Annotated in this window: 16 protein-coding genes and 1 pseudogene; 8 read left to right on the forward strand and 9 right to left on the reverse strand. The window is 63.7% G+C overall.

What is annotated here, in order from left to right; all coding sequences use genetic code 11:
* Nucleotides 1-262 precede the first annotated feature (262 nt).
* Nucleotides 263-511: a zinc ribbon domain-containing protein gene (locus ACGI6K_RS07260; RefSeq protein WP_376947860.1), complete on the forward strand. Its 249-nt coding sequence runs from the start codon at nucleotides 263-265 to the stop codon at nucleotides 509-511.
* A 59-nt stretch (nucleotides 512-570) separates the two neighbouring features.
* Here ACGI6K_RS07260 and ACGI6K_RS07265 read toward each other — a convergent pair.
* Nucleotides 571-1,104: pseudogene (locus ACGI6K_RS07265) on the reverse strand (transposase).
* 231 nt (nucleotides 1,105-1,335) lie between these two features.
* On the opposite strand from ACGI6K_RS07265, the gene ACGI6K_RS07270 reads away from it, so the two are divergent.
* Entirely contained in the window at nucleotides 1,336-2,079 is a 744-nt protein-coding gene (locus ACGI6K_RS07270; RefSeq protein ID WP_376947858.1) for a class I SAM-dependent DNA methyltransferase, read from the forward strand.
* Nucleotides 2,080-2,259: 180 nt separating this feature from the next.
* On the opposite strand, the gene ACGI6K_RS07275 is transcribed toward ACGI6K_RS07270, so the two are convergent.
* From ACGI6K_RS07275 to ACGI6K_RS07300, 6 genes are all read right to left on the reverse strand, one after another.
* Nucleotides 2,260-2,790 carry an REP-associated tyrosine transposase gene (locus tag ACGI6K_RS07275; protein ID WP_376947856.1) on the reverse strand — a complete coding sequence of 177 codons (531 nt, stop codon included), beginning with the start codon at nucleotides 2,788-2,790 and terminating at the stop codon, nucleotides 2,260-2,262.
* A 463-nt stretch (nucleotides 2,791-3,253) separates the two neighbouring features.
* A complete protein-coding gene (locus tag ACGI6K_RS07280; protein ID WP_376947854.1) occupies nucleotides 3,254-4,306 on the reverse strand; it encodes an FRG domain-containing protein in 1,053 nt (350 codons plus the stop codon).
* 242 nt (nucleotides 4,307-4,548) lie between these two features.
* Entirely contained in the window at nucleotides 4,549-5,799 is a 1,251-nt protein-coding gene (locus ACGI6K_RS07285; protein WP_376947852.1) for a ribonucleotide-diphosphate reductase subunit beta, read from the reverse strand.
* 154 nt (nucleotides 5,800-5,953) lie between these two features.
* On the reverse strand, nucleotides 5,954-9,970 hold the full coding sequence (locus ACGI6K_RS07290) for a ribonucleoside-diphosphate reductase subunit alpha (RefSeq protein WP_376947850.1): 4,017 nt from the start codon (nucleotides 9,968-9,970) through the stop codon (nucleotides 5,954-5,956).
* Between the two features lie 628 nt (nucleotides 9,971-10,598).
* Nucleotides 10,599-11,309 (reverse strand): 4'-phosphopantetheinyl transferase family protein, encoded by a 711-nt coding sequence (locus ACGI6K_RS07295; protein WP_376947848.1) that lies wholly within the window; start codon nucleotides 11,307-11,309, stop codon nucleotides 10,599-10,601.
* Nucleotides 11,310-11,399: 90 nt separating this feature from the next.
* Nucleotides 11,400-12,185: a dienelactone hydrolase family protein gene (locus tag ACGI6K_RS07300; RefSeq protein WP_376947846.1), complete on the reverse strand. Its 786-nt coding sequence runs from the start codon at nucleotides 12,183-12,185 to the stop codon at nucleotides 11,400-11,402.
* Between the two features lie 296 nt (nucleotides 12,186-12,481).
* Here ACGI6K_RS07300 and ACGI6K_RS07305 point away from each other — a divergent pair, with 296 nt between their 5' ends.
* The gene (locus ACGI6K_RS07305; protein ID WP_376947844.1) at nucleotides 12,482-13,798 is read left to right on the forward strand and encodes a dicarboxylate/amino acid:cation symporter; all 1,317 of its coding nucleotides are present in this window, start codon (nucleotides 12,482-12,484) and stop codon (nucleotides 13,796-13,798) included.
* On the opposite strand, the gene ACGI6K_RS07310 is transcribed toward ACGI6K_RS07305, so the two are convergent.
* Together ACGI6K_RS07310 and ACGI6K_RS07315 are read right to left on the reverse strand one after the other, a co-directional pair.
* Nucleotides 13,792-14,286, reverse strand: coding sequence for a SprT family zinc-dependent metalloprotease (locus tag ACGI6K_RS07310; RefSeq protein WP_376947842.1), 495 nt, complete (start codon nucleotides 14,284-14,286; stop codon nucleotides 13,792-13,794). The two genes, ACGI6K_RS07305 and ACGI6K_RS07310, sit on opposite strands and share 7 nt — an antisense overlap.
* 174 nt (nucleotides 14,287-14,460) lie before the next feature.
* The gene (locus tag ACGI6K_RS07315) at nucleotides 14,461-15,060 is read right to left on the reverse strand and encodes a Yip1 family protein (RefSeq protein WP_376947840.1); all 600 of its coding nucleotides are present in this window, start codon (nucleotides 15,058-15,060) and stop codon (nucleotides 14,461-14,463) included.
* Nucleotides 15,061-15,327: 267 nt separating this feature from the next.
* Here ACGI6K_RS07315 and ttcA point away from each other — a divergent pair, with 267 nt between their 5' ends.
* From ttcA to ACGI6K_RS07340, 5 genes are all read left to right on the forward strand, one after another.
* Nucleotides 15,328-16,152 carry a tRNA 2-thiocytidine(32) synthetase TtcA gene (gene ttcA / locus ACGI6K_RS07320; protein ID WP_376947838.1) on the forward strand — a complete coding sequence of 275 codons (825 nt, stop codon included), beginning with the start codon at nucleotides 15,328-15,330 and terminating at the stop codon, nucleotides 16,150-16,152.
* A 478-nt stretch (nucleotides 16,153-16,630) separates the two neighbouring features.
* Nucleotides 16,631-17,695 carry a 3-deoxy-7-phosphoheptulonate synthase gene (locus ACGI6K_RS07325; protein ID WP_376947836.1) on the forward strand — a complete coding sequence of 355 codons (1,065 nt, stop codon included), beginning with the start codon at nucleotides 16,631-16,633 and terminating at the stop codon, nucleotides 17,693-17,695.
* Nucleotides 17,696-17,775: 80 nt separating this feature from the next.
* A complete protein-coding gene (locus tag ACGI6K_RS07330) occupies nucleotides 17,776-18,447 on the forward strand; it encodes a DNA-3-methyladenine glycosylase I (RefSeq protein WP_376947834.1) in 672 nt (223 codons plus the stop codon).
* Between the two features lie 114 nt (nucleotides 18,448-18,561).
* Nucleotides 18,562-19,326, forward strand: a complete 765-nt coding sequence (locus ACGI6K_RS07335) for an NAD-dependent deacylase (protein ID WP_376947832.1) — start codon at nucleotides 18,562-18,564, stop codon at nucleotides 19,324-19,326.
* A 329-nt stretch (nucleotides 19,327-19,655) separates the two neighbouring features.
* Nucleotides 19,656-20,273, forward strand: a complete 618-nt coding sequence (locus ACGI6K_RS07340; RefSeq protein WP_376947830.1) for a C40 family peptidase — start codon at nucleotides 19,656-19,658, stop codon at nucleotides 20,271-20,273.
* The last annotated feature ends 81 nt before the right edge of the window (nucleotides 20,274-20,354 follow it).

The raw sequence follows: 20,354 nt of genomic DNA on the forward strand, positions 1-20,354 counted from the left end.
TTCGTATTGCTGGAACTGAAGTCCGTGTGACGGATCTTGCCGTTGTGGCGGAGCGAATATTTCCCCGACTGAAACCCCGCGCAGCAGATTTTCTGCGGAGGAGGGCTTGGCTGGTCACTGGGCCACGCTGCCCTGCGCGGCGTACAATCCCGCCCTGTCATCCCTCTCCAGCATGGGAAGGGAGCTGCAGCGACCGGCTCCTGCCGTTCACGCCGGCTGCCGCAGATTACCGATGCACGCATCAACCGCGAGAGAAATATCCATGCCGACCTACGATTACCGTTGCGAAGCCAACGGTCAGGTATATGAAGTTCAGCATTCGATGGCGCTGAGTCCGAAAAACTGGGGCGAACTGCGCGCCGCCTGCACGCTGGCGGAAGACCCGTCGATCCCGGACGACGCGCCGGTGACCAAACTGATGAGCGCCGCCGGCGTGGTCAACAGCCGGGTGCTGAAGAATCCGGAACCCCCGGCTTGCGCCCGGGGCAACTGCGCCGGCAACTGCCGCTGAACGGCTGCCTCGCCCGGCGATCGTTCCCACGCTCCGGCGTGGGAACGCGCCTTTCCTCCTCAACTCCAATCCGCAATCTCCAGTAGCCCAGCTCTTCCGCATAGTTCCTCGCACTGGAGTAGCGCCAGTGCTCCGGCCGCTCCACGTAGCCGCGCCGTACCAGGTTACGGTGGATGTAAGTCCAGCTTCTGGTGTATCACCGCCTCGCCGCAAACCAGATCGGCATGGCTGCCTTCCTGTCAGAGCCGGAAATTGCGGTCGTGCTTGTGCGTCTTCTTGCCCGCGCGCAGCCGATCCAGCGTTTGCGCCGCGCCGATACCGTGCAGGTGTTCGCCAATCCGGCGGGCGGTGAAGGACTTGTAGCCGGTCATGCGGCGAGGCAGGTCCCGGGCCGGAGCCAGGTAGTGCAGGTGGTTCTCCATCACCACGTAGCCGTAGAGCCGCAGATCCTGGTACTGCTGCTGGTAGCGCCAGCACGCCAGCAGGATATCAACCAGGGTGGGGCGGCTGAACAGCGGCAGCCAGTCCACCACCGTGCAGGTGAGAAAGTGCGGAAGGTCCGGTTCGGTAATCACGTAGCGGCTGCAACCCATGGGGGCCTCCTTGTCCCTGCATGGACGCCGGAGCGTCCGGGCGGGCATTCCCACGCGGAAGCGTGGAAAGCTCATTCAAGCCGATCCCCGATGGCTCCCACGCTTCTGCGTGGGCGCTGGGTGGGCGACGCTTTGCGTCACGGGGCGGGGTGGGCGTGATCGAAATGCCTCCCATGTCCGGGTTGGGCTATGATGCGTGCCCCCACGCTCCGCTTGGAACATCAGGCCATCATGTCCGGCAATGCCCTTTATAACGACTTGTCCGGTTATTACGACCTGATGTGTGCCGATATCGACTACCAGGCGCAAAGCCACTGCGTTCACCGGCTGCAGCAACTGTTCGGCAATGGTGGACGCCGGCATCTCGATTTGGCCTGTGGAACCGGGCCGCATGTCCGCCATTTTATCGATGCCGGCTATTTGGGCAGTGGCCTCGACATCAACCAGCCGATGCTGGACCGCGCCGTCATGCGTTGCCCGGAGGCGCGATTCTCCCGCCAGGATATGTGCGCCTTCGCGGTGGATGAGCCCCAGGACCTGATCACCTGCTTTCTGTATTCCATCCATTACAGCGGCGGAATCGACAGGCTGAAGGCCTGCATCGCCAGCGCGCACCGCGCACTGGCCACCCGCGGGCTGTTCTGCTTCAACGCGGTCGACAAACACCAAATCGACAACGCTTCATTCGTGACGCACAGCGCCTGGCACGAGGACGGCCTGTTCCGCTTCAGCTCCGGCTGGCACTACCCCGGACAGGGCGAGCGGCAGTCGCTCAGACTGCGTATCGAACGCAGCGTGGCGGACGAAACCCAGGTGTGGCACGACGAGCACCCCATGGTCGCGGTGAGCTTCGACGAGTTGCAGACGCTTCTGCAAGCGTACTTCGAGGTTCATGTGTTCGAGCATGATTACCAGAAGCTCATTCCCTGGAGCGGAACTTCGGGGAATGCACTGTTCGCCTGCGTGAGGCGCTAAGCCCTTCCAGGCTCGGGGGAGGGGCGCTTCTCGCCGCCGCTCGGAGCGTCGCTCCGCGTAGGGTGGAAAACTCGCGTAGCGATTTTCCACCGGGCGAGGTACAGGCTACCTCGCTCCGACAGCCCCCTGGTTCCGACAGGCGTAGGGTGGAAAACCGCGCAGCGTTTTCCCCCAGAGCGCTCATTCCCCGTAGGCGTCACGCTCATGCGCTGGCTCGATGCACCAGTCCGTGCGGTAGATACCTGTCGCCACGGCCCGATGAAAGCTCGAATAGGGCCAGTCCACCACCCGCGCCACATGCCCGTGTTTCACCGGGTTGTAGTGCAGGTAGTCGAAGTGACGCTGGTAGTCGAGGTCGTCGCGGATCAGGTGTTCCCAGTAGCGCCGTTGCCATATGCCGCGTTCGCCACGGGCCGCCTGTGTGGCCGTGCGCGTCTCGTCATCCGGCAGGCGTCTGGAGAAGGCGAACTTGATGACCTTCCAGCGCAGGGCGAAGTCGCTGTCGCCCGGCGGTAGCGTCCACATGCAATGCATGTGTTCCGGCAGCACCACCCAGGCATCGATGTGGAAGGGATGACGCGCCTTGGTTGCCCGTACCGTAGCGCGCAGCAGGTCCACCTCCCGCACCAGCAGGTCGCTGCGCCGATCGCGCAGGTTCACCGTGAAAAAGTAGGTCGCCCCCGGCACACGGGCGCGGCGGTAATTGGACATGGACTGCCTCCCTGAGCCTCGTGCCTGCCATGGCCATGCTCGGTGGACAAGCGGAGCCTTGTCCATCTTGCGGAACTGATCTTGTGGGCCGCTGCCTGCCTGATTGGTGGACAAGGCTGCGCCGTTGTCCACCCTACGTGGCCGCAACTCCGCGTAGGGTGGAAAACTCGCGAAGCGATTTTCCGCCGGGGATGTCCGGGCTACTTGCTACGAAAGCTGACATCTCGTGTAGGGTGGAAAACTCGCGAAGCGATTTTCCACCAGAGACGTCCAGGCTACTTGCTGCGTCACGGGGCGAAGTGGGAACGATCATTCAATCGGTTCACCATGCAGAGGCCGATCTCCGACTCCCGATCCCCAATGGCATCCACGCTCCTGCGTGGAGCAGGACGGGTGACGCTTTGCATCACGGGGCGAGGTGGGAGCGATCAAATATCCAGGCTACTCGCTGTTGTTATGCGGCTTACCGGTCAAAATTGCGCTCCCGCATCTCCTCACACACACCGTCTATGCTGGGAAACATCGAGCCTGCCGTGATGCCCATAAACCGAAGATCCGTCATAGCAACCTCACGTTCTTTGGCCGGAATATCTATGGCTTCAAGGAGACGCATGCCCGTTTCCTTCTCCTTCTCCAAGACATACGCCTCGATGTCATGCAGATTCGTGACTGTAGTAACGGCCTGCTGAGGAACTAAGCGTGGATTGTCAATGGCAATGAACTCCATGACCGACAGGTGCGGATATGGCGGGTCAATATTTTGAATTTGTCTATATCGCTTCTGCCATTCTTGGTTATTGAACACATAGATGCGAACAACTTCGTCGCCGCAATATCCAATCGGCCGATCTCTGAACGCAAAGAAAGCAGCCACATAAGGGGAGTGTGACCAGTCTAATAGAGGCGTGGGATAGCCATGGTGCTGCAACAAATTGAAGAAGGCACCGTTCTGATCCGGCTTGTTTAGATCAAAGAAGTGAGATGTTATTGCACTTAACCGTTGATGGAGCTGCTTTACATCTTTGCTGGTGAACTCACTAATGCGATACCGACCGCGACGATGAAAGGAGGTGCACAGTTTCCATGGCTTCTGTTGCCCTCGAAATAAGTAGCGGAATCTAGAGATGGTGGATACGTGGGACTTAAAGTCTGCCCAGGACATCTTCTGACTATGTATCTTTGATTCACCGTTCCCTGATGGTCTATTGAGAACGGCGTTCAAGATCACATTGACGTCAGATTCTGCGTAGACACTAAGCTGGTCACCAACGAGAGTTAGGTTGACCTCGGCTTTAGTTGAATGAGCTGTTCCTTCCGGATAGAGGTGCTTTATCTCTTCCCATGTCGTCTGGAAGCCTGTTCGTGGATCTATTGGGAACGTGAAAGCAGTAGCTTCGTGACCTGCTCCGGTGCTTTTTGTCGATAGGTAGGCAATTGAAGAAGGAATTTCTGAGGTCGAAGGGTATATGTATGCAACACTTTCGAAGTGGCCATCTACTTCGTCGATATTGATCATCAGCTTTCCGGAAACGCTACCCTCATACGATCCGAGCCACTGTCCCCTCATACAATCCCCCCTGCTTCTACGCATAACTACTATTCGACATCGGATGGTGTGAACAAACACACCATCTGGTGCATAACATTCCCTCGCCGATCCCGGCGAACCCCTTGTCGGCTGCGGCCTTCAGCATGAAGCCGGTGTCTTTCAGGGCGTTATGCACCATGGGCGGCAAGCCGAAGCTCATTGGCCTTACTTCAATCCCAAGCCAACGCCCCTCCCGTCTGATACTCGGTCACCCTTGTCTCAAAGAAGTTCTTCTCCTTCTTCAGATCCATGATCTCGCTCATCCACGGGAAGGGGTTGGTGGTGCCTGGGTACTGTTCTGGCAGGCCGAGCTGGCTTAGGCGGCGGTTGGCGATGAATTTGAGGTAGTCCTCCATCATCGTCGCGTTCATGCCGAGCACGCCGCGGGGCATGGTGTCGCGGGCGTATTCGATTTCCAATTGGGTGCCCTGGAGGATCATCTGGGTCGCTTCGTCCTTCATCTCGGCGTCCCACAGGTGTGGGTTCTCGATCTTGATCTGGTTGATCATGTCGATGCCGAAGTTCAGGTGCATGGATTCGTCGCGCAGGATGTACTGGAACTGCTCGGCGGTGCCGGTCATCTTGTTGCGGCGGCCCATGGAGAGGATCTGGGTGAAGCCGCAGTAGAAGAAGATGCCTTCCAGCACGCAGTAGTAGGCGATCAGGTTGCGCAGCAATTGGCGGTCGGTTTCCGGGGTGCCGGTGTCGAAGGTCGGGTCGGAGATCGAGCGGGTGTACTTGAGGCCCCAGGAGGCCTTTTTCGCGACGCTCGGAATCTCGTGGTACATGTTGAAGATCTCGCCTTCGTCCATGCCCAGCGACTCGATGCAGTACTGGTAGGCGTGGGTGTGAATCGCCTCCTCGAAGGCCTGGCGCAGGATGTACTGGCGGCATTCGGGGTTGGTGATCAGGCGGTAGATCGCCAGCGCGAGGTTGTTGGCGACCAGCGAGTCGGCGGTGGAGAAGAAGCCGAGGTTGCGCTTGATAATGCGCCGCTCGTCCTCGGTGAGGCCGTCGGCGCTCTTCCATAGGGCGATGTCGGCGTTCATGTTGATTTCCTGCGGCATCCAGTGGTTGGCGCAGCCGTCGAGGTATTTCTGCCAGGCCCAGTCGTACTTGAAGGGAACGAGCTGGTTGAGGTCGGCGCGGCAGTTGATCATGCGCTTCTCGTCGACGCGCACGCGGGCAGCGGCGCCTTCGAGGTCTTCGAGACCCTCGCGGATGTCCAGTTCGTTGAGCGCAGCCTTGGCGCGGGCCACCGCGTCGGAGTCGTCGGCGCTGACCGCGCGGGCTTCGTGGGCGGCGGCATCGCCGACGCTGTCCAGACGCTCCAGGCTCATAGCGGCCTGCGGTTGTGCGGCGGCGACGGGCTTGGCGGCGGCGCCTTCTTCAGGTTGATCGAATTCGTCCCAGCTGAGCATGGCGGGTTCTCCTGGTCGGGACCGGCGGGCCGGTCGGTGCGAGTCGGTCGGCCTCCCGCGGCGCGGGAGGCGCGGAATCTGTGGGGAAGGGGCGCTGTTCCCCTCTCCCTGGCCCTCTCCCCAGAGGGGAGAGGGGATGCTGCGGGTCAGCCGGTCACTGACAGGCTTCGCAGTCGGGGTTGTCGATGCTGCACGCCTGTGGCACCGGCGCCGGCTTGGATTCGGCGGCGGACAGGCTCTCGTCGATCACCGAGGACACGGCGTTAAGCTTGCCGGTGTTGATTGTCGACTTCTCGGCGCTGGTGGCGGCCAGGGCGCGGAGGTAGTAGGTGGTCTTCAGGCCGCGGAACCAGGCCATGCGGTAGGTCACGTCGAGCTTCTTGCCCGAGGCGCCGGCGATGTACAGGTTTAGCGACTGGGCCTGGTCGATCCACTTCTGCCGGCGGCTGGCGGCCTCGACGATCCACTTGGTCTCCACCTCGAAGGCGGTGGCGTAGAGGGCCTTGAGGTCGGCCGGGATGCGCTCGATCTGCTGCACCGAGCCGTCGTAGTACTTGAGGTCGTTGACCATCACCCCGTCCCATAGGTCGCGCGCTTTGAGATCGTGGACCAGGTAGGGATTGATCACGGTGAATTCGCCGGAGAGGTTCGATTTCACGTAGAGGTTCTGGTAGGTCGGCTCGATGGACTGCGACACGCCGACGATGTTGGAAATGGTCGCGGTCGGCGCGATGGCCATGATGTTGGAGTTGCGCATGCCCTTCTTCACGCGCTCGCGCAGCGGCGCCCAGTCCAGGGTGCTTGAGCGGTCCACCTCGATGTACTTGGTGCCGCGCTGTTCGGCGAGGATGTCCAGCGAGTCCAGCGGCAGGATGCCCTGGCTCCACAGCGAACCCGCGAAGCTGGAGTAGGCGCCGCGCTCCTCGGCCAGGTCGCAGGAAGCCTGGATGGCGTAGTAGCTGATGGCTTCCATCGAGCGGTCGGCGAAGGCGATGGCCGCCTCCGAGCCGTAGGCGATGTGCTGCAGGTACAGCGCGTCCTGGAAGCCCATGATGCCGAGGCCGACCGGGCGGTGGCGGAAGTTGGCGTTACGCGCGGTGTCGACGCTGTAGTAGTTGATATCGATGACGTTGTCGAGCATGCGCACGGCGGTCTTCACGGTGCGCGAGAGCTTCTCGGTGTCCAGCCTGCCGTCATTGATGTGGTTGACCAGGTTGATCGAGCCCAGGTTGCACACGGCGATCTCGGAGTCCGAGGTGTTGAGGGTGATCTCGGTGCAGAGGTTGGAGCTGTGCACCACGCCCACGTGCTGCTGCGGGCTGCGCAGGTTGCACGGGTCCTTGAAGGTCAGCCAGGGGTGGCCGGTCTCGAACAGCATGGAGAGCATCTTGCGCCACAGGTCCTTGGCGGCGATGGTCTTGAACAGCTTGATCTTGCCGTACTGGGTCAGCGCCTCGTAATACTCGTAGCGCTCCTCGAAGGCGCGCCCGGTGAGGTCGTGCAGGTCGCGCACGTCGGACGGCGAGAACAGGGTCCACTGGCCGTCCTCGAACACCCGCTTCATGAACAGGTCCGGAATCCAGTTGGCGGTGTTCATGTCATGGGTGCGGCGGCGGTCGTCGCCGGTATTCTTGCGCAGTTCGAGGAATTCCTCGATGTCCAGGTGCCAGGTTTCCAGGTAGGCGCAGACCGCGCCCTTGCGCTTGCCGCCGTTGTGGGCGAGGCCGCTGGTGGTCATGTAGGACTCGTCGCCCTCCACCTTGAGGTCGAACACGAAGGGCTTGACGGCGATCGGCTGGACATCGCGGATGCGCGAGTAGACGCAGCCCTGCCAGGTGATCCAGTCGCGCTTGGCGATGGGCTGGCAACCCACCAACTGCGCCACTTCCGGCACGGCGGGGATGCGCAGGTCGTAGGCCTTGCAGACGCCCTCGAAGCGGATCGGCGAACCGTCCGCACGCTGGCCGACGTGGTCCTGGCGGTGTTCGCGGTACTGTCCGGCGGTCGGCACGCCGAGGCGCAGCAACTGATAGCGCAGGCCCTCGATCAGCGGGCGCGAGGTGTTGGTGAAGTAGATTTCCTTGCCGCGCGAAACCCCGCCGTCGCTTTCCAGCAGGCCCCGGATCAGCGCGAGGGTCTGCTGGCGTGGCAGGTGGTTGAAGCGCCGGGCGATGCGCTTGCGGCCCTGCTCGTCGTAGAGGTCGGCATGCTCGAATGGCAGGGTAGCCGAGCCGGCGCCGGTGATACGGCCGGTAGTGGCATCGCGCAGCACGCCGCGACCGGAGGCCCAATGGATCTGGCCGTAGGTCTCGCCGCGAGCGGTTTCCCAGAAGTGGATGCCGCGCGCCGACAGGTAGGCGCGCACGAAGTCCATGTGCCCGGCGTGTTGCGGATGGCCGGAAACACCCCACTGCAGGCCGTCCTTGGACAGGTGGCCATCGCCGAGCAGGATGCCGTACAGGCGGGCGTCGTCCTCGTCGAATCCAGCCACGGGCACGACTTCGCTCGGAATCACCTGGGCCATGTAATCGCCGCGCTCGAGTTCGCCGGCGTCGATCCATTCGGGGCTGCGCTTGCCGCTTTCCAATTGGCGCAGAGTGCGTTCGCCGGACTGTTCCAGCGGCACGCCGCGGATCGCGTAGAAGGGGTGGCCCGCGGTCACCTCGATCGGTTCGACGGCGTGCTTGACCCGGATGGCGAGCATGGCGTCGGTCTGGTTGTAGACGAACTTGTGGGTGACTTCGCGGTAGCGGCCGCTGATCCCCAGTACCAGGTCGCCCTGCTGCAGGTCGCGGATCGGCCGCGGGCCGTCGGCGGTATGCACCAGGGTTTCGGGGGCGAAGCACTGGTTCACGGCCACCGCGGTGTCGTTGACCACCTTGAGGAAAGGCACCACGCCCTGGCTCTTGCCGTTGGTGCCCTTGATGTAGGAGCCGAGCGCGCGCACCGGGGTCCAGTCATTGCCCAGGCCGCCGGCGAACTTGGACAGCATGGCGTTGTCGTGGATGGCGTTGTAGATGCCCGAGAGGTCGTCCGGCACCGTGGTCAGGTAGCAGGAGGAGAGCTGCGGGCGCAGGGTGCCGGCGTTGAACAGGGTCGGCGTGGAGGCCATGTAGTCGAAGGACGACAGCAGGTTGTAGAACTCGATGGCGCGCTCTTCCTTCTGCGGCTCCTCGATGGCCAGGCCCATGGCGACGCGCATGAAGAACACCTGCGGCAGTTCGAAGCGGATGCCGTCCTTGTGCAGGAAATAGCGGTCGTAGAGGGTCTGCAGACCGAGGTAAGTGAACTGCTGGTCGCGCTCGTGATCGAGAGCGGCGCCCAGCCGGGCCAGGTCGAACTCGCGCAGTTTCGGGTCGAGCAGTTCGAGCTCGATGCCCTTCTCGACGTACACCGGCAGGGCCCTGGCGTAGAGGTCGGCCATCTCGTGGTGGGTGGCGGACTCGGCGACGCCCAGGAAACCCAGGGCTTCGGCACGCAAGGTGTCCATCAGCAGGCGCGCGGTGACGTAGGAGTAATTCGGCTCGCGCTCGACCAGGGTGCGCGCGGTCATCACCAGGGCGGTATTGACGTCCTTCTCGGCCACACCGTCGTAGAGGTTCTTCAGGGTTTCCTTCTGGATCAGCGCGGCATCGACCTCGGCCAGGCCCTCGCAGGCCTCGCCGATGATGGTATCCAGGCGGCCCATGTCCAGCGGCACGAAGACTCCGTCGGCGCGAGCGACGCGAATGCTCGGGTGCGGCTGGGCGACTTCCTGGACGGCGGCGGCGCGCTTGCGTTCCTGGGCGCGGGCCTCGCGATAGATCACGTAGTCGCGGGCGACCTTGTGCTCGCCGGCGCGCATCAGCGCCAGTTCCACCTGGTCCTGGATTTCCTCGATGTGGATGGTGCCGCCGGAGGGCATGCGGCGCCTAAAGGTGGTGGTGACCTGTTCGGTCAGGCGGGCGACGGTTTCATGGATACGCGACGAGGCGGCGGCGGTGCCGCCTTCCACTGCGAGGAATGCCTTGGTGATAGCCACGGTGATCTTGTCGTCGGTGTAGGCGACGACGGTGCCGTTGCGCTTGATCACACGCAACTGGCCGGGTGCGGTGGCAGCCAGATCCGGGGTCGAGTCGGCGGTCCGCGGTGCGCCGGGCGACTGGGTTTCGCGAGTGGCGTCGGTATGCATGAAGGTCCTCCATTGTGAAAGGTTTTTGCCCGGACGGCTGACGCAGCGATCCGTCCGCCGGGAGTCCGGTGCGGAAACGGCGGAGGACGGCTGCGACAGACGTCCTCATGGTGCTGTCGAATACGGTTCAGGCCTCTGGGTCAGAACCACAATATATAGTGGTATGCGCCGTCGGCTGCACACCCGCGAATCCGGCGACTAGCCTGCGCCGAAAGCAATGCCAGCCGCATCGGCGGCTGGCTGAATATCGTCTTTCGCTATGGGGAACCGACTGGACCAGTCCGTGGACTGGAATCTGCAGAGGACTTGCGAAGAGGGCCGGCTCCCGATCTATATCCCTATATGTAGGGGTCTGGCTGAATAGGGATACAAGATAATGCGTGCATGGGGCTTATGCAAGGCGAGACGGCATGGACAGGCTGTGGATAAAATGTGAGTCTTCTGTGGGTGGCGGGAGGATGCTTCGATGCAGGCCGCTGCCCGTCTGGCTTGTACCGCCTGTCGTCGACAGGAGAAAATCGATGCCCTGGCGCGGATTTCCGCTCCGTGCAGGGAAACACAATATCTTGTGTTTTCCTGCGTGGCTGGAAAGCATGGGCGCACCGGCCGTTCCGCCTCGACCGAAGGGTCAGGCGGGGATGGCGACCAGGGTCAGCAGGCGCTCGTTCTCGCAGGCGAACTGGCCTTCGAGCAGGCTGCCGGCCGGCCAGTTTGGACCGAGGTCCTGGAGCAGGCGCAGGCGGGCCGTTCCGGCGGGAGTCCAGTCGAGCAGTTCGGCATGCTCGAAATAGAAACGCTGGCGGACCAGCGGATAGAGCGCCTTGAACAGGCTCTCCTTGAGAGAGAAGGTCAGGCTGGTCAGCCAGGCCTGCGCCTCGGGCGTGCCGTTCAGGCGCCCGAGTTCGGCCGGGGTGAGGATGTGTTCGGCCAGGTGCCGGGCGCGTTCGGCCGGCAGCAGGAGTTCGGTGTCCAGCCCCAGGCCGGACCAGGCGTCGGCCCGTCCGACCAGGGCGGCGGCCCAGCCGTCGCCGTGGGTGATGGAGCCGACCACCCCGGCCGGCCACTGCGGCGCGCGGTCCTCGCCGACCGCCGGTACGCAGGGCGTGCCGGTCAGTCGCTGCAGGGCTTGGCGCGCGCAGAGGCGGCCGGCCAGGTATTCGGCCTGGCGCTTGGCCACGCCGCGCACCGGCGCGATGCCGCAGGCGGTGAAGTCGGCGGCCTGCAACAGGGCCGGGTCGAAGCGGGCGCTATGGAGCGCGGTGGCGGGCAGCGCCAGAGGCAGCGGCCAATGCGCGCTCGGCTCGCTCAGGCAGGGGGGCAGGGGGCTTTGGAAAGTCATCGCGACATTCTGCCGTGGGCTGCTCCGGGCGGATAGGGGATTTCGCGGACCGCGGCGCCGCGGCGCACTTGCCACCGCCCGGGCGCGTTCCTATTCGAAAACTTCCCGGAGGAAAGCCTGCATGTCGGCCCAGGAGCGTTCGTCGGCTTCCTTCTGGTAGCCGATGTCCAGGCCGTGGCCGGCGTGGGCGTCGGCATCGGGATTGGTGAAACTGTGCTTGGCGCCGGGATAGCTGTTGAACCGGTAGTCGGCGCCGGCTTGTTCCATCTCGTGCTTGAAGTCGGCGATGTCCCGGTCGCTGACGAAGCTGTCGGCCTCGCCGTGGGCGACCAGTATCCGCGCCTTGACGCTGCCGGGGGTAGCTGGTGTCTGGGCGGACAAGTTGCCGTGGAAGCTGACCACCCCGGCCAGCGGTACGCCTTGGCGGGCCATGTCCAGCACCACCTTGCCGCCGAAGCAATAGCCGATCGCAGCGATCTTCCGGCCGTCGGTCCGCGGTTGGGCCTTGAGCAGCTCCAGGCCGGCGAGGAAACGGCTCTTGGCGTTCTCGGCATTGGCCGTGGCGGCCCGCATGAAGGCCTGGGCGTCGGCCGGGTGCTCGGTGTTCCTGCCCTGGCCGTACATGTCGATGGCCAGGGAGCTGTAGCCGAGGCCGGCGAGGTCGCGGGCGCGGCGCTTGGCGTAGTCATTCAGGCCCCACCATTCGTGCACGACCATCACGCCGGGACGTGGCCCCTCGATGGCATCGTCGTAGGCGTAGTAGCCCACCAGTGGCGTGCCGTCGGCGCTCCGGTAGGTCAGCTCGTGGGTCTGGATCTCCGCCAGACTGGCGTTGCCGAAGGCCAGCAGAAGCAGGCCGGGCAAGTAGTGACGCATGCCGATTTCTCCCTTTTGTCGGTCTTGCCGATGGTAGCACAGGTCGCTGGCGGAAGCTCGCCTCCCGGACGGCGGATATCCGCCCGATCGGGCGTTTTCGGCCGAATATGTTTTTTTAACTAATTGATTTAAAAGAATATATTTTTCATGGATAGGGGTGGCATATGCCTTGCTTTTCCATCCGTACAGCCCCGCTTGCGGGGATTACAAGAATCTCCCCGGAGGAGGGAGGTACCCAGTCTGGTGGCGCCGGTATCCATGGAAGGAGTTCTGCGTCACTCGCAAGGACCTTGCCAATGTCCAATCAACAACAACCGTTCTACAAGAGCCTGTATGTCCAGGTGCTGGTGGCGATCGCCATCGGTGTCGCGCTGGGTCATTTCTATCCGGAAACCGGGGCGGCGATGAAGCCGCTGGGTGACGGCTTCGTCAAGCTGATCAAGATGGCCATCGCCCCCATCATCTTCTGTACCGTGGTCAGCGGTATCGCCGGCATGCAAGACATGAAGGCGGTCGGCAAGACCGGCGGCATCGCGCTGCTGTATTTCGAGATCGTTTCCACCGTAGCCCTGGTCATCGGTCTGGTGGTGATCAACCTGGTGCAGCCGGGCGTCGGCATGCATGTCGACGTCTCGGCCCTGGATGCCAGCAGCGTCGCGGCCTATACCAAGGCCGGCGGCGAGCAGAGCACCATCGGCTTCCTGCTCAACGTGATCCCCGGCACCGTGGTCGGCGCCTTCGCCAACGGCGACATCCTGCAGGTGCTGTTCTTCTCGGTGATCTTCGCCTTCTCCCTGCAACGCATGGGCGACTACGGCCGTCCGGTGCTGGAGTTCATCGACCGCATCGCCCATGTGATGTTCGGCATCATCAACATGATCATGAAGGTCGCGCCCATCGGGGCCTTCGGCGCCATGGCCTTCACCATCGGCAAGTACGGCGTCGGCTCGCTGGTGCAACTGGGCCAACTGATGCTGTGCTTCTACGTCACCTGCATACTCTTCGTTCTGGTAGTACTGGGCGGCATCGCCCGTGCCAACGGCTTCAACATCTTGCGCTTCATCCGCTACATCCGCGAGGAACTGCTGATCGTGCTCGGCACCTCGTCTTCCGAGTCGGTGCTGCCGCGCATGCTGAACAAGATGGAGAAACTCGGCTGCCACAAGTCGGTGGTCGGCCTGGTGATCCCGACCGGCTATTCCTTCAACCTCGACGGCACCTCGATCTACCTGACCATGGCCGCGGTGTTCATCGCCCAGGCCACCGACACGCCGATGGACCTGACCCAGCAATTGACCCTGCTGGCAGTGTTGCTAGTCGCCTCCAAGGGCGCGGCGGGCGTCACCGGCAGCGGTTTCATCGTGCTGGCGGCCACCCTGTCGGCGGTCGGCCATGTGCCGGTGGCCGGTCTGGCGCTGATTCTCGGCATCGACCGCTTCATGTCCGAGGCCCGCGCTCTGACCAACCTGGTCGGTAACGGTGTGGCCAGCGTGGTGGTGGCTCGCTGGTGCGGCCAACTGGACAGCGAGCGCATGCAGCGCGAACTGGCCGGTCAGGGCAAGGAGGCCGATATCGAGGCCGTCGCCGAGCCAGCCGGTGCTGGTGGTCACTGAAGACGTTGCTCGCCGCTGAACTCCAGCACGCTCCGGCAACGGCGACAGAGATACTGACGGCCGCGCAGCACCAGCGAATGGCGCTGCGTGCTGAAGGGGAACTCGCCGTCCGGGCACTGGCAGCGGTACAGGTAGTGGGTCACCCGGCGGCGCTGCACGACGTAGTCGTGGCAGCGCTTGGCCGGTAGCCCGTAGACCTCCCGCATGATCCGCTGCCACTCCTCCCCATGGGGCCTGATGCCCATTCCGAATATTTGAAAAGCGACCAGATGCGCCACCTCGTGGGCCACCGTCTGGCGCAGGAAGTCCTCGCGGTTCTCCGCATACAACTGGGCATTGAAACGCAGCAGGTTTTCCTGCGGATGGGCCACGCCCGCCTTCTGGCCGCGCAGCCGCAGGCTAACCTGCGGGCGCGCGAAGTCGCGTTTAAAGAATGCCTCGGCCTGGCGGAAGCAGGCGTCGACGCGGGCAAGAATGAGTTCGGGCATGGGGCGCTACCTCCTGTGCACACCATTATGCCGAAGCCGGGCACTCAGTTGTCCGGCGCTTCGTCCGTCGGTCCCTTGCCGCAGGGTATGCCGGTCCGGCCGGATGGGCTTTTACAGGCCTGGAAACACCGAGGCCGCCTGATAGGCGGCCTCGCGATCGGGTGATGGCTGCGTTCAATTGATATAGGTCGGACCCAGGCCGAAGCCCCAGAGGATTACCGAGATGCCGATCATCGCCACCAGTACCACCAGGCCGACGGCGAGCACCGAACTGGAGAACAGAAAGCCTTCCTCGCGAGGAATATTCATGAAGGTCGGCAGGCCGACGTAGAGCAGGTAAGCCGTGTAGCAGACCGCCAGGGTGCCGACGACCATGGCCAGCCAGAGGCTAGGGTAGAGCGCCGCCAGACCGCCGATAAACAGCGGCGTCGCGTTGTAGGCGGCGAACACGATGCACTGCGTCAGGCTCGGGCTGGCGTCGTAGGTGCGCGCCATCCAGTGGATGAAGCCGCCCATCACCGCTACCCCGGCGAGCATCGCCAGGTAGGTCATGAGGCTCATCTGCAACGCGCTTCCCGCCGTCAGCCGGACCGGCTCGCCGCCGGCCACGCTCCAGCCGACCTGGGTCGTGCCGATGAAGGCAGAAACGGCGGGAATCGCTGCCAGGAACAGGACATGGGTGAGATACATGTGGCGGATGCTTTCCTCTTCGCCACGGATTTCGTGCCATTCCCGGTCGGGATGGGCGAACAGCCCCCAGACGTGGTTGATCATGCCGACTCTCCTCTTTTTTGTGTGGGCCGCTCCTGGGCGCCTCCGTGCCCGCGACAGATCCCGATCCAAGCCCATGGCCTTACAATTAGAGTATAGATGTCGCCCGGAGGCCGCGTAGATCGTGGCTTTAAAGTGATTCGCTGTTTTTCGGCGGGAAGTGATAACGCGGCACTATTACAGTCCGACGACAAGAAGGAGGCGGCGCCCCTTGCGGACGATTTGCGCGTAAAATGCCCGGCTTTTCGTACCTTCCGGATCCACAGCACCATGGGCACCCTTTCGGTCAATCAGAACAAGCTGCAGAAGCGCCTGCGCCGCCTGGCCGGCGAGGCGGTCACCGACTTCAACATGATCGAGGAGGGCGACAAGGTGATGGTCTGCCTATCCGGTGGCAAGGACAGCTACACCATGCTCGACGTGCTGCTCTACCTGCAGAAGGTGGCGCCGATCGGCTTCGAGATCGTCGCGGTGAACATGGACCAGAAGCAGCCGGGCTTTCCCGAGGAAGTGCTGCCGACCTACCTGAAGTCCATCGGCGTCGAGTACCACATCATCGAGAAGGACACCTACTCGGTGGTCAAGGAGAAGATTCCCGAGGGCAAGACCACCTGCTCGCTGTGCTCGCGCCTGCGCCGCGGCACCCTCTATACCTTCGCCGACCGGATCGGTGCGACCAAGATGGCGCTAGGCCATCATCGCGACGACATTCTCGAAACCTTCTTCCTTAACCTGTTCTACGGCGGCACCCTGAAGGCCATGCCGCCCAAGCTGCTTTCCGACGACGGGCGCAACGTGGTGATCCGCCCGCTGGCCTATTGCGGCGAAACCGATATCGAGGCTTACGCGAAGCTGAAGGAATTCCCGATCATCCCCTGCAACCTCTGCGGTTCCCAGGAAAACCTGCAGCGCCAGGTGGTCAAGGAGATGCTGCGCGAGTGGGAGCGCCAGTCGCCGGGACGCACCGAGATCATGTTCCGCGCCCTGCAGAACGTGCACCCTTCGCAACTGGCCGACCGCAAGCTGTTCGACTTCGCCGGCCTGCGCATCGACGACAGCGCCGCGCCGCGCTTCGTCGATGCAGTGAACCTGTGAGCTCCCCCTGGCCGACCGCCCGGCTTGATAGCCGCCGGGTCGCTGGGGTAAGGTTCGCGAACCTCACGGAGAACATCATGCCGCTTAGCCTCGCCTCCCTGTCCCTCGTCCATGCCGGTGCCGCCCGTACCGCGCCTGTTCGTGCGTCGCAAAGCGCGGTTGCCGGCTATTACTTCGGGTATTGGTGGTTTAGTCACGGGCGCGCCTGATACCCCCGTACAGGCACCCGGCAAGCAGGGTCGCCACCAGAGCAGTTTTCGCAAACCCCCGGTCGGCAACCCGACCGGGGGTTTTGTTTTTTCCAGCCGCAACAAGGCCTTAGTACAACGAGGAGCTACCGATGAGCAATTATTCCTATTACTGCGCTTACCGTTATGGCTGGCGATTTAGCCGCTTCGCCGCCGCCCCGACCCCTCTCGAACGAACAATCGACTAGTACCGCCGCAAACTGCCCGCGCCGGTCAAGGACTTCCAGAACATGAATGCATCCGTTTCCGCCCAGCTCGCCACCGCCGAGTCCATTCCCGCCCGCCGCAGCGCCCAGCCACTGCCCAGCCCCTCGGTACTGCGCCAGCGCCTGCCGCTGACTCCCGCGCTCACCGAGCGCATCCGGGCCGACCGCGCCGCCATCCGCGCGGTGCTCGACGGCCGGGACTCGCGCCTTCTGGTGGTGGTCGGACCCTGCTCGCTGCACGACTCCGACTCCACTCTGGACTACGCTGCACGCCTGGCCGAGCTGGCGCCGCAGGTCGACGACCGGTTGTTGCTGGTGATGCGCGCCTATATCGAGAAGCCGCGCACCACCGTCGGTTGGAAGGGGCTGGTCTACGATCCGCACCTGGACGGCAGCGGCGACATGGCCGAAGGCCTGCGGCTGTCGCGCCGACTGATGCTGGACATTCTGGAGCTGGGCCTGCCGCTGGCCAGCGAGCTGCTGCAGCCGCTGGCTGCCAGCTACTTCGATGACCTGCTAGGCTGGGCGGCTATCGGCGCGCGCACCAGTGAGTCGCAGATCCACCGCGAGATGGTCAGCGGCCTGGATCTGCCGGTGGGCTTCAAGAACGGCACCGACGGCAGCCTGGGCATCGCTTGCGACGCCATGCGCTCGGCCGCCCATGCCCATCGGCATTTCGGCATCGACGAACTGGGCCATCCGGCCCTGCTGCAGACCCGTGGCAACCCGGATACCCATCTGGTGCTGCGCGGCGGCCACGGCGGACCGAACCACGACGCGGCCAGCGTCGCCAGCGCTCGCCAAGCGCTGGAGCGCCAGGGCATCGCCGCACGGATCATGGTCGATTGCAGCCACGCCAACAGCGGCAAGGATCCGCTGCGCCAGCCGGCCGTGCTGGACGACGTACTCGCGCAGCGCCTGGGCGGCGATACCAGCCTGCGCGGGGTGATGCTGGAAAGCCATCTGTTCGACGGCTGCCAGCCGCTGTCCGGCGAGCTGCGCTACGGTGTCTCGATCACCGACGGCTGTCTCGGCTGGAGCGCCACCGAACGGATGCTGCTGGACGCTGCCCGGCGCCTGCGCGCTTGAGTCGCAGATGAGACGCACTTGCAAAACGGTATCTCCTGCAGGCAACCTCTGTCGCTGCTTTTCCGGACCGGACCTTTAGGATGCGCGACTACAGATGGCTGCACGAATACTGTCTCAACCGTTTCGGCTCGGCGGCCGCGCTGGAGGCGCGGTTGCCGCAGCCGAAGAGTGCCGACGAGCTGCGCGCGATTCCCGATGATCGTTACCTTTCGCTGATCAGCCTGCGGGTGTTCCACGCCGGCCTCAAGCACAGCGTGGTGGATGCCAAGTGGCCGGCCTTCGAGGAAGCCTTCTTCGGCTTCGATCCGCACAAGGCGGTGCTGATGGACGCCGGGCATCTGGAGCGGTTGATGCACGACGAGCGGCTGATCCGCCACCTGGCCAAGCTCAGGAGCGTGCCGCTCAACGCCCGCCTTGTGCTGGACGTGGCGCGGGAGAGGGGCGGCTTCGGCACACTGATCGCCGACTGGCCGGTCGAGGATATCGTCGGCTTGTGGAAATACCTGTCCAAGCACGGCAACCAGCTCGGCGGACTGTCGGCGCCGCGTCTGCTGCGCATGGCCGGCAAAGACACCTTCATTCTCACCGAGGACGTGGTCGTCGCGCTCAAGGCTCAGGGCATCGTCGACAAGGCGCCGAACAGCCGGAAGGACCTGGCCGCGGTGCAATTCGCCTTCAACCGCTGGCGGGCGGAAAGCGACCGGCCGCTGTGCCAGTTGTCGGTGATGCTCGCCCACACGGTGAACCATTGATGATGGCGCGTCGGCTGCCGGAGTGGCGGGCGACCGAAGGCCTTTTCCCTCCGGCGCTTTCCGGTCTTCACTAAGTCCGCATCGTTCGCCACGGGCAGGTCCCAAGGAGGCTGCATGGATACCATCGAGCGGATTGCCAGGGGCCTGTCGCGGGCCGAGCGGATCCTCGTCATTAGCGGCGCCGGGCTTTCCGCCGATTCCGGCCTGCCCACCTATCGCGGCCTCGGTGGTCTCTACAACGGCCGCACGGCGGAGGGCCTGCCGATCGAGGTGGCGCTGTCCGCCGACATGCTGCGCCGCGATCCGGCACTGTGCTGGAAATATCTCGCCGAACTGGGCCGGGCCTGCCTCGCGGCTCGTCCCAACGCCGGCCACGAGGCCATCGCCGAGCTGCAGTGGCGCAAGCCCGGCTGCTGGGTGCTGACCCAGAACATCGACGGCTACCACCGCGCCGCCGGCTCGCCGCCGGAACGGCTGATCGAGATCCATGGCGAGCTGGCGCCGCTGTATTGCCAGACCTGCGGTAGGCGCAGCGAGGAGCTGTCCGAGTATCTGGAGCGGCCGCTGCCGCCACGCTGCGCGTATTGCGGCGGTGTGCTCCGCCCGCCGGTGGTGCTGTTCGGCGAGGAGCTTCCCGCCCAGGGTTGCCGGACCCTCGCCGAACAGCTCATCCGGGGCTTCGATGCGGTGCTGGCGGTGGGGACCACGGCGAGCTTTCCCTATATCGTCGAGCCGGTCCTGCGTACCTGGCAGACCGGCGGTTTCACCGCGGAAATCAATCCGCAGCGGACCGATCTCAGCGACATCGTCGATATCCATGCGCCCGAACGGGCATCCCGGCTCCTGCCGGCCCTGCTGGAATGCCTTTTCCGCGGCTGAGTTCGCGCCTTCAGCGGAGTGTGCCAGGCATTGCGCGCGAGGCGCTCATGGCGGCAAAGGGTTTGCGACTGGTTGTCGCAGGTGCGACAAGGGTCGGTCGCCGCGAAAAGCCTTTCGAGCGCGTTTGTTGATAGGGCAGAAACCCGCGCCATATCTGGCTTTCAGCGCTTTTTAAAGCAATTCGCGCGTATGTCGGAAAGGCGACAGCCCCTGCACGGAGGACAGGCGAAAACGCTTCTTTTGTCACAATCCGCACAGAGATTATTTGTAAATCACTCTCATCGCAGGCATATTCGCCCGCCATTAGACTTTTGGATAAGCCTTTGCCCATGCTGAATCGTCTTGCAACCCTCGTGCCCCTGGCGCTCACGGTCTTCCTGACCGGCTGCGCGGGGCAGGCCCTGCAGCAGGAATTCGCCGCTCCCAAGCGGGTATCCCTGATCCAGGAGCCCAGCCAAAAGGATCTGGCCGCGTTGAACGACGGCTACCGCCTACCGGCATTGGCCGACAGCATTCTGGCCCGCGGTTTCGGCCTGCTCGGCACGCCCTACCGTTACGGTGGCAACTCGGCAGTCACCGGTTTCGACTGCAGCGGCTTCATCGGCTACCTGTTCCGCGAAGAGGCGGGCATCAAGCTGCCGCGCTCGACCCGCGAGATGATCACCCTCGATGCGCCCCGCGTGGCCCGCAACGAGCTGCAGGCCGGCGACCTGATCTTCTTCAACAACCGTGGCCGTGGCCAGGTCAGCCATGTCGGCGTCTACATCGGCAACGGTCGTTTCCTGCATTCGGTCAGCCGTCGCAGCGGTGGCGTGCGAGTGGACAGTCTGCAGAACTCGTACTGGAGTTCCAGCTACTTGCAGGCCAAGCGCGCCCTAGTGCTGGCGTCCGAAAGCAAGCAGGCGCAGGCCGGCCGTTCCCTGGTATTGGCCGCGCAGCACGATTGAAGCCTTCCCGTCCCGCAAAGGCCCGATCGCCCCGAGGCGATCGGGCCTTCGTATTTTCGCGTGGCTGGACGACGGCTTGCG

It is taken from the genome of Azorhizophilus paspali (assembly GCF_043587585.2).
GTDB classification, from domain to species: domain Bacteria; phylum Pseudomonadota; class Gammaproteobacteria; order Pseudomonadales; family Pseudomonadaceae; genus Azotobacter; species Azotobacter paspali.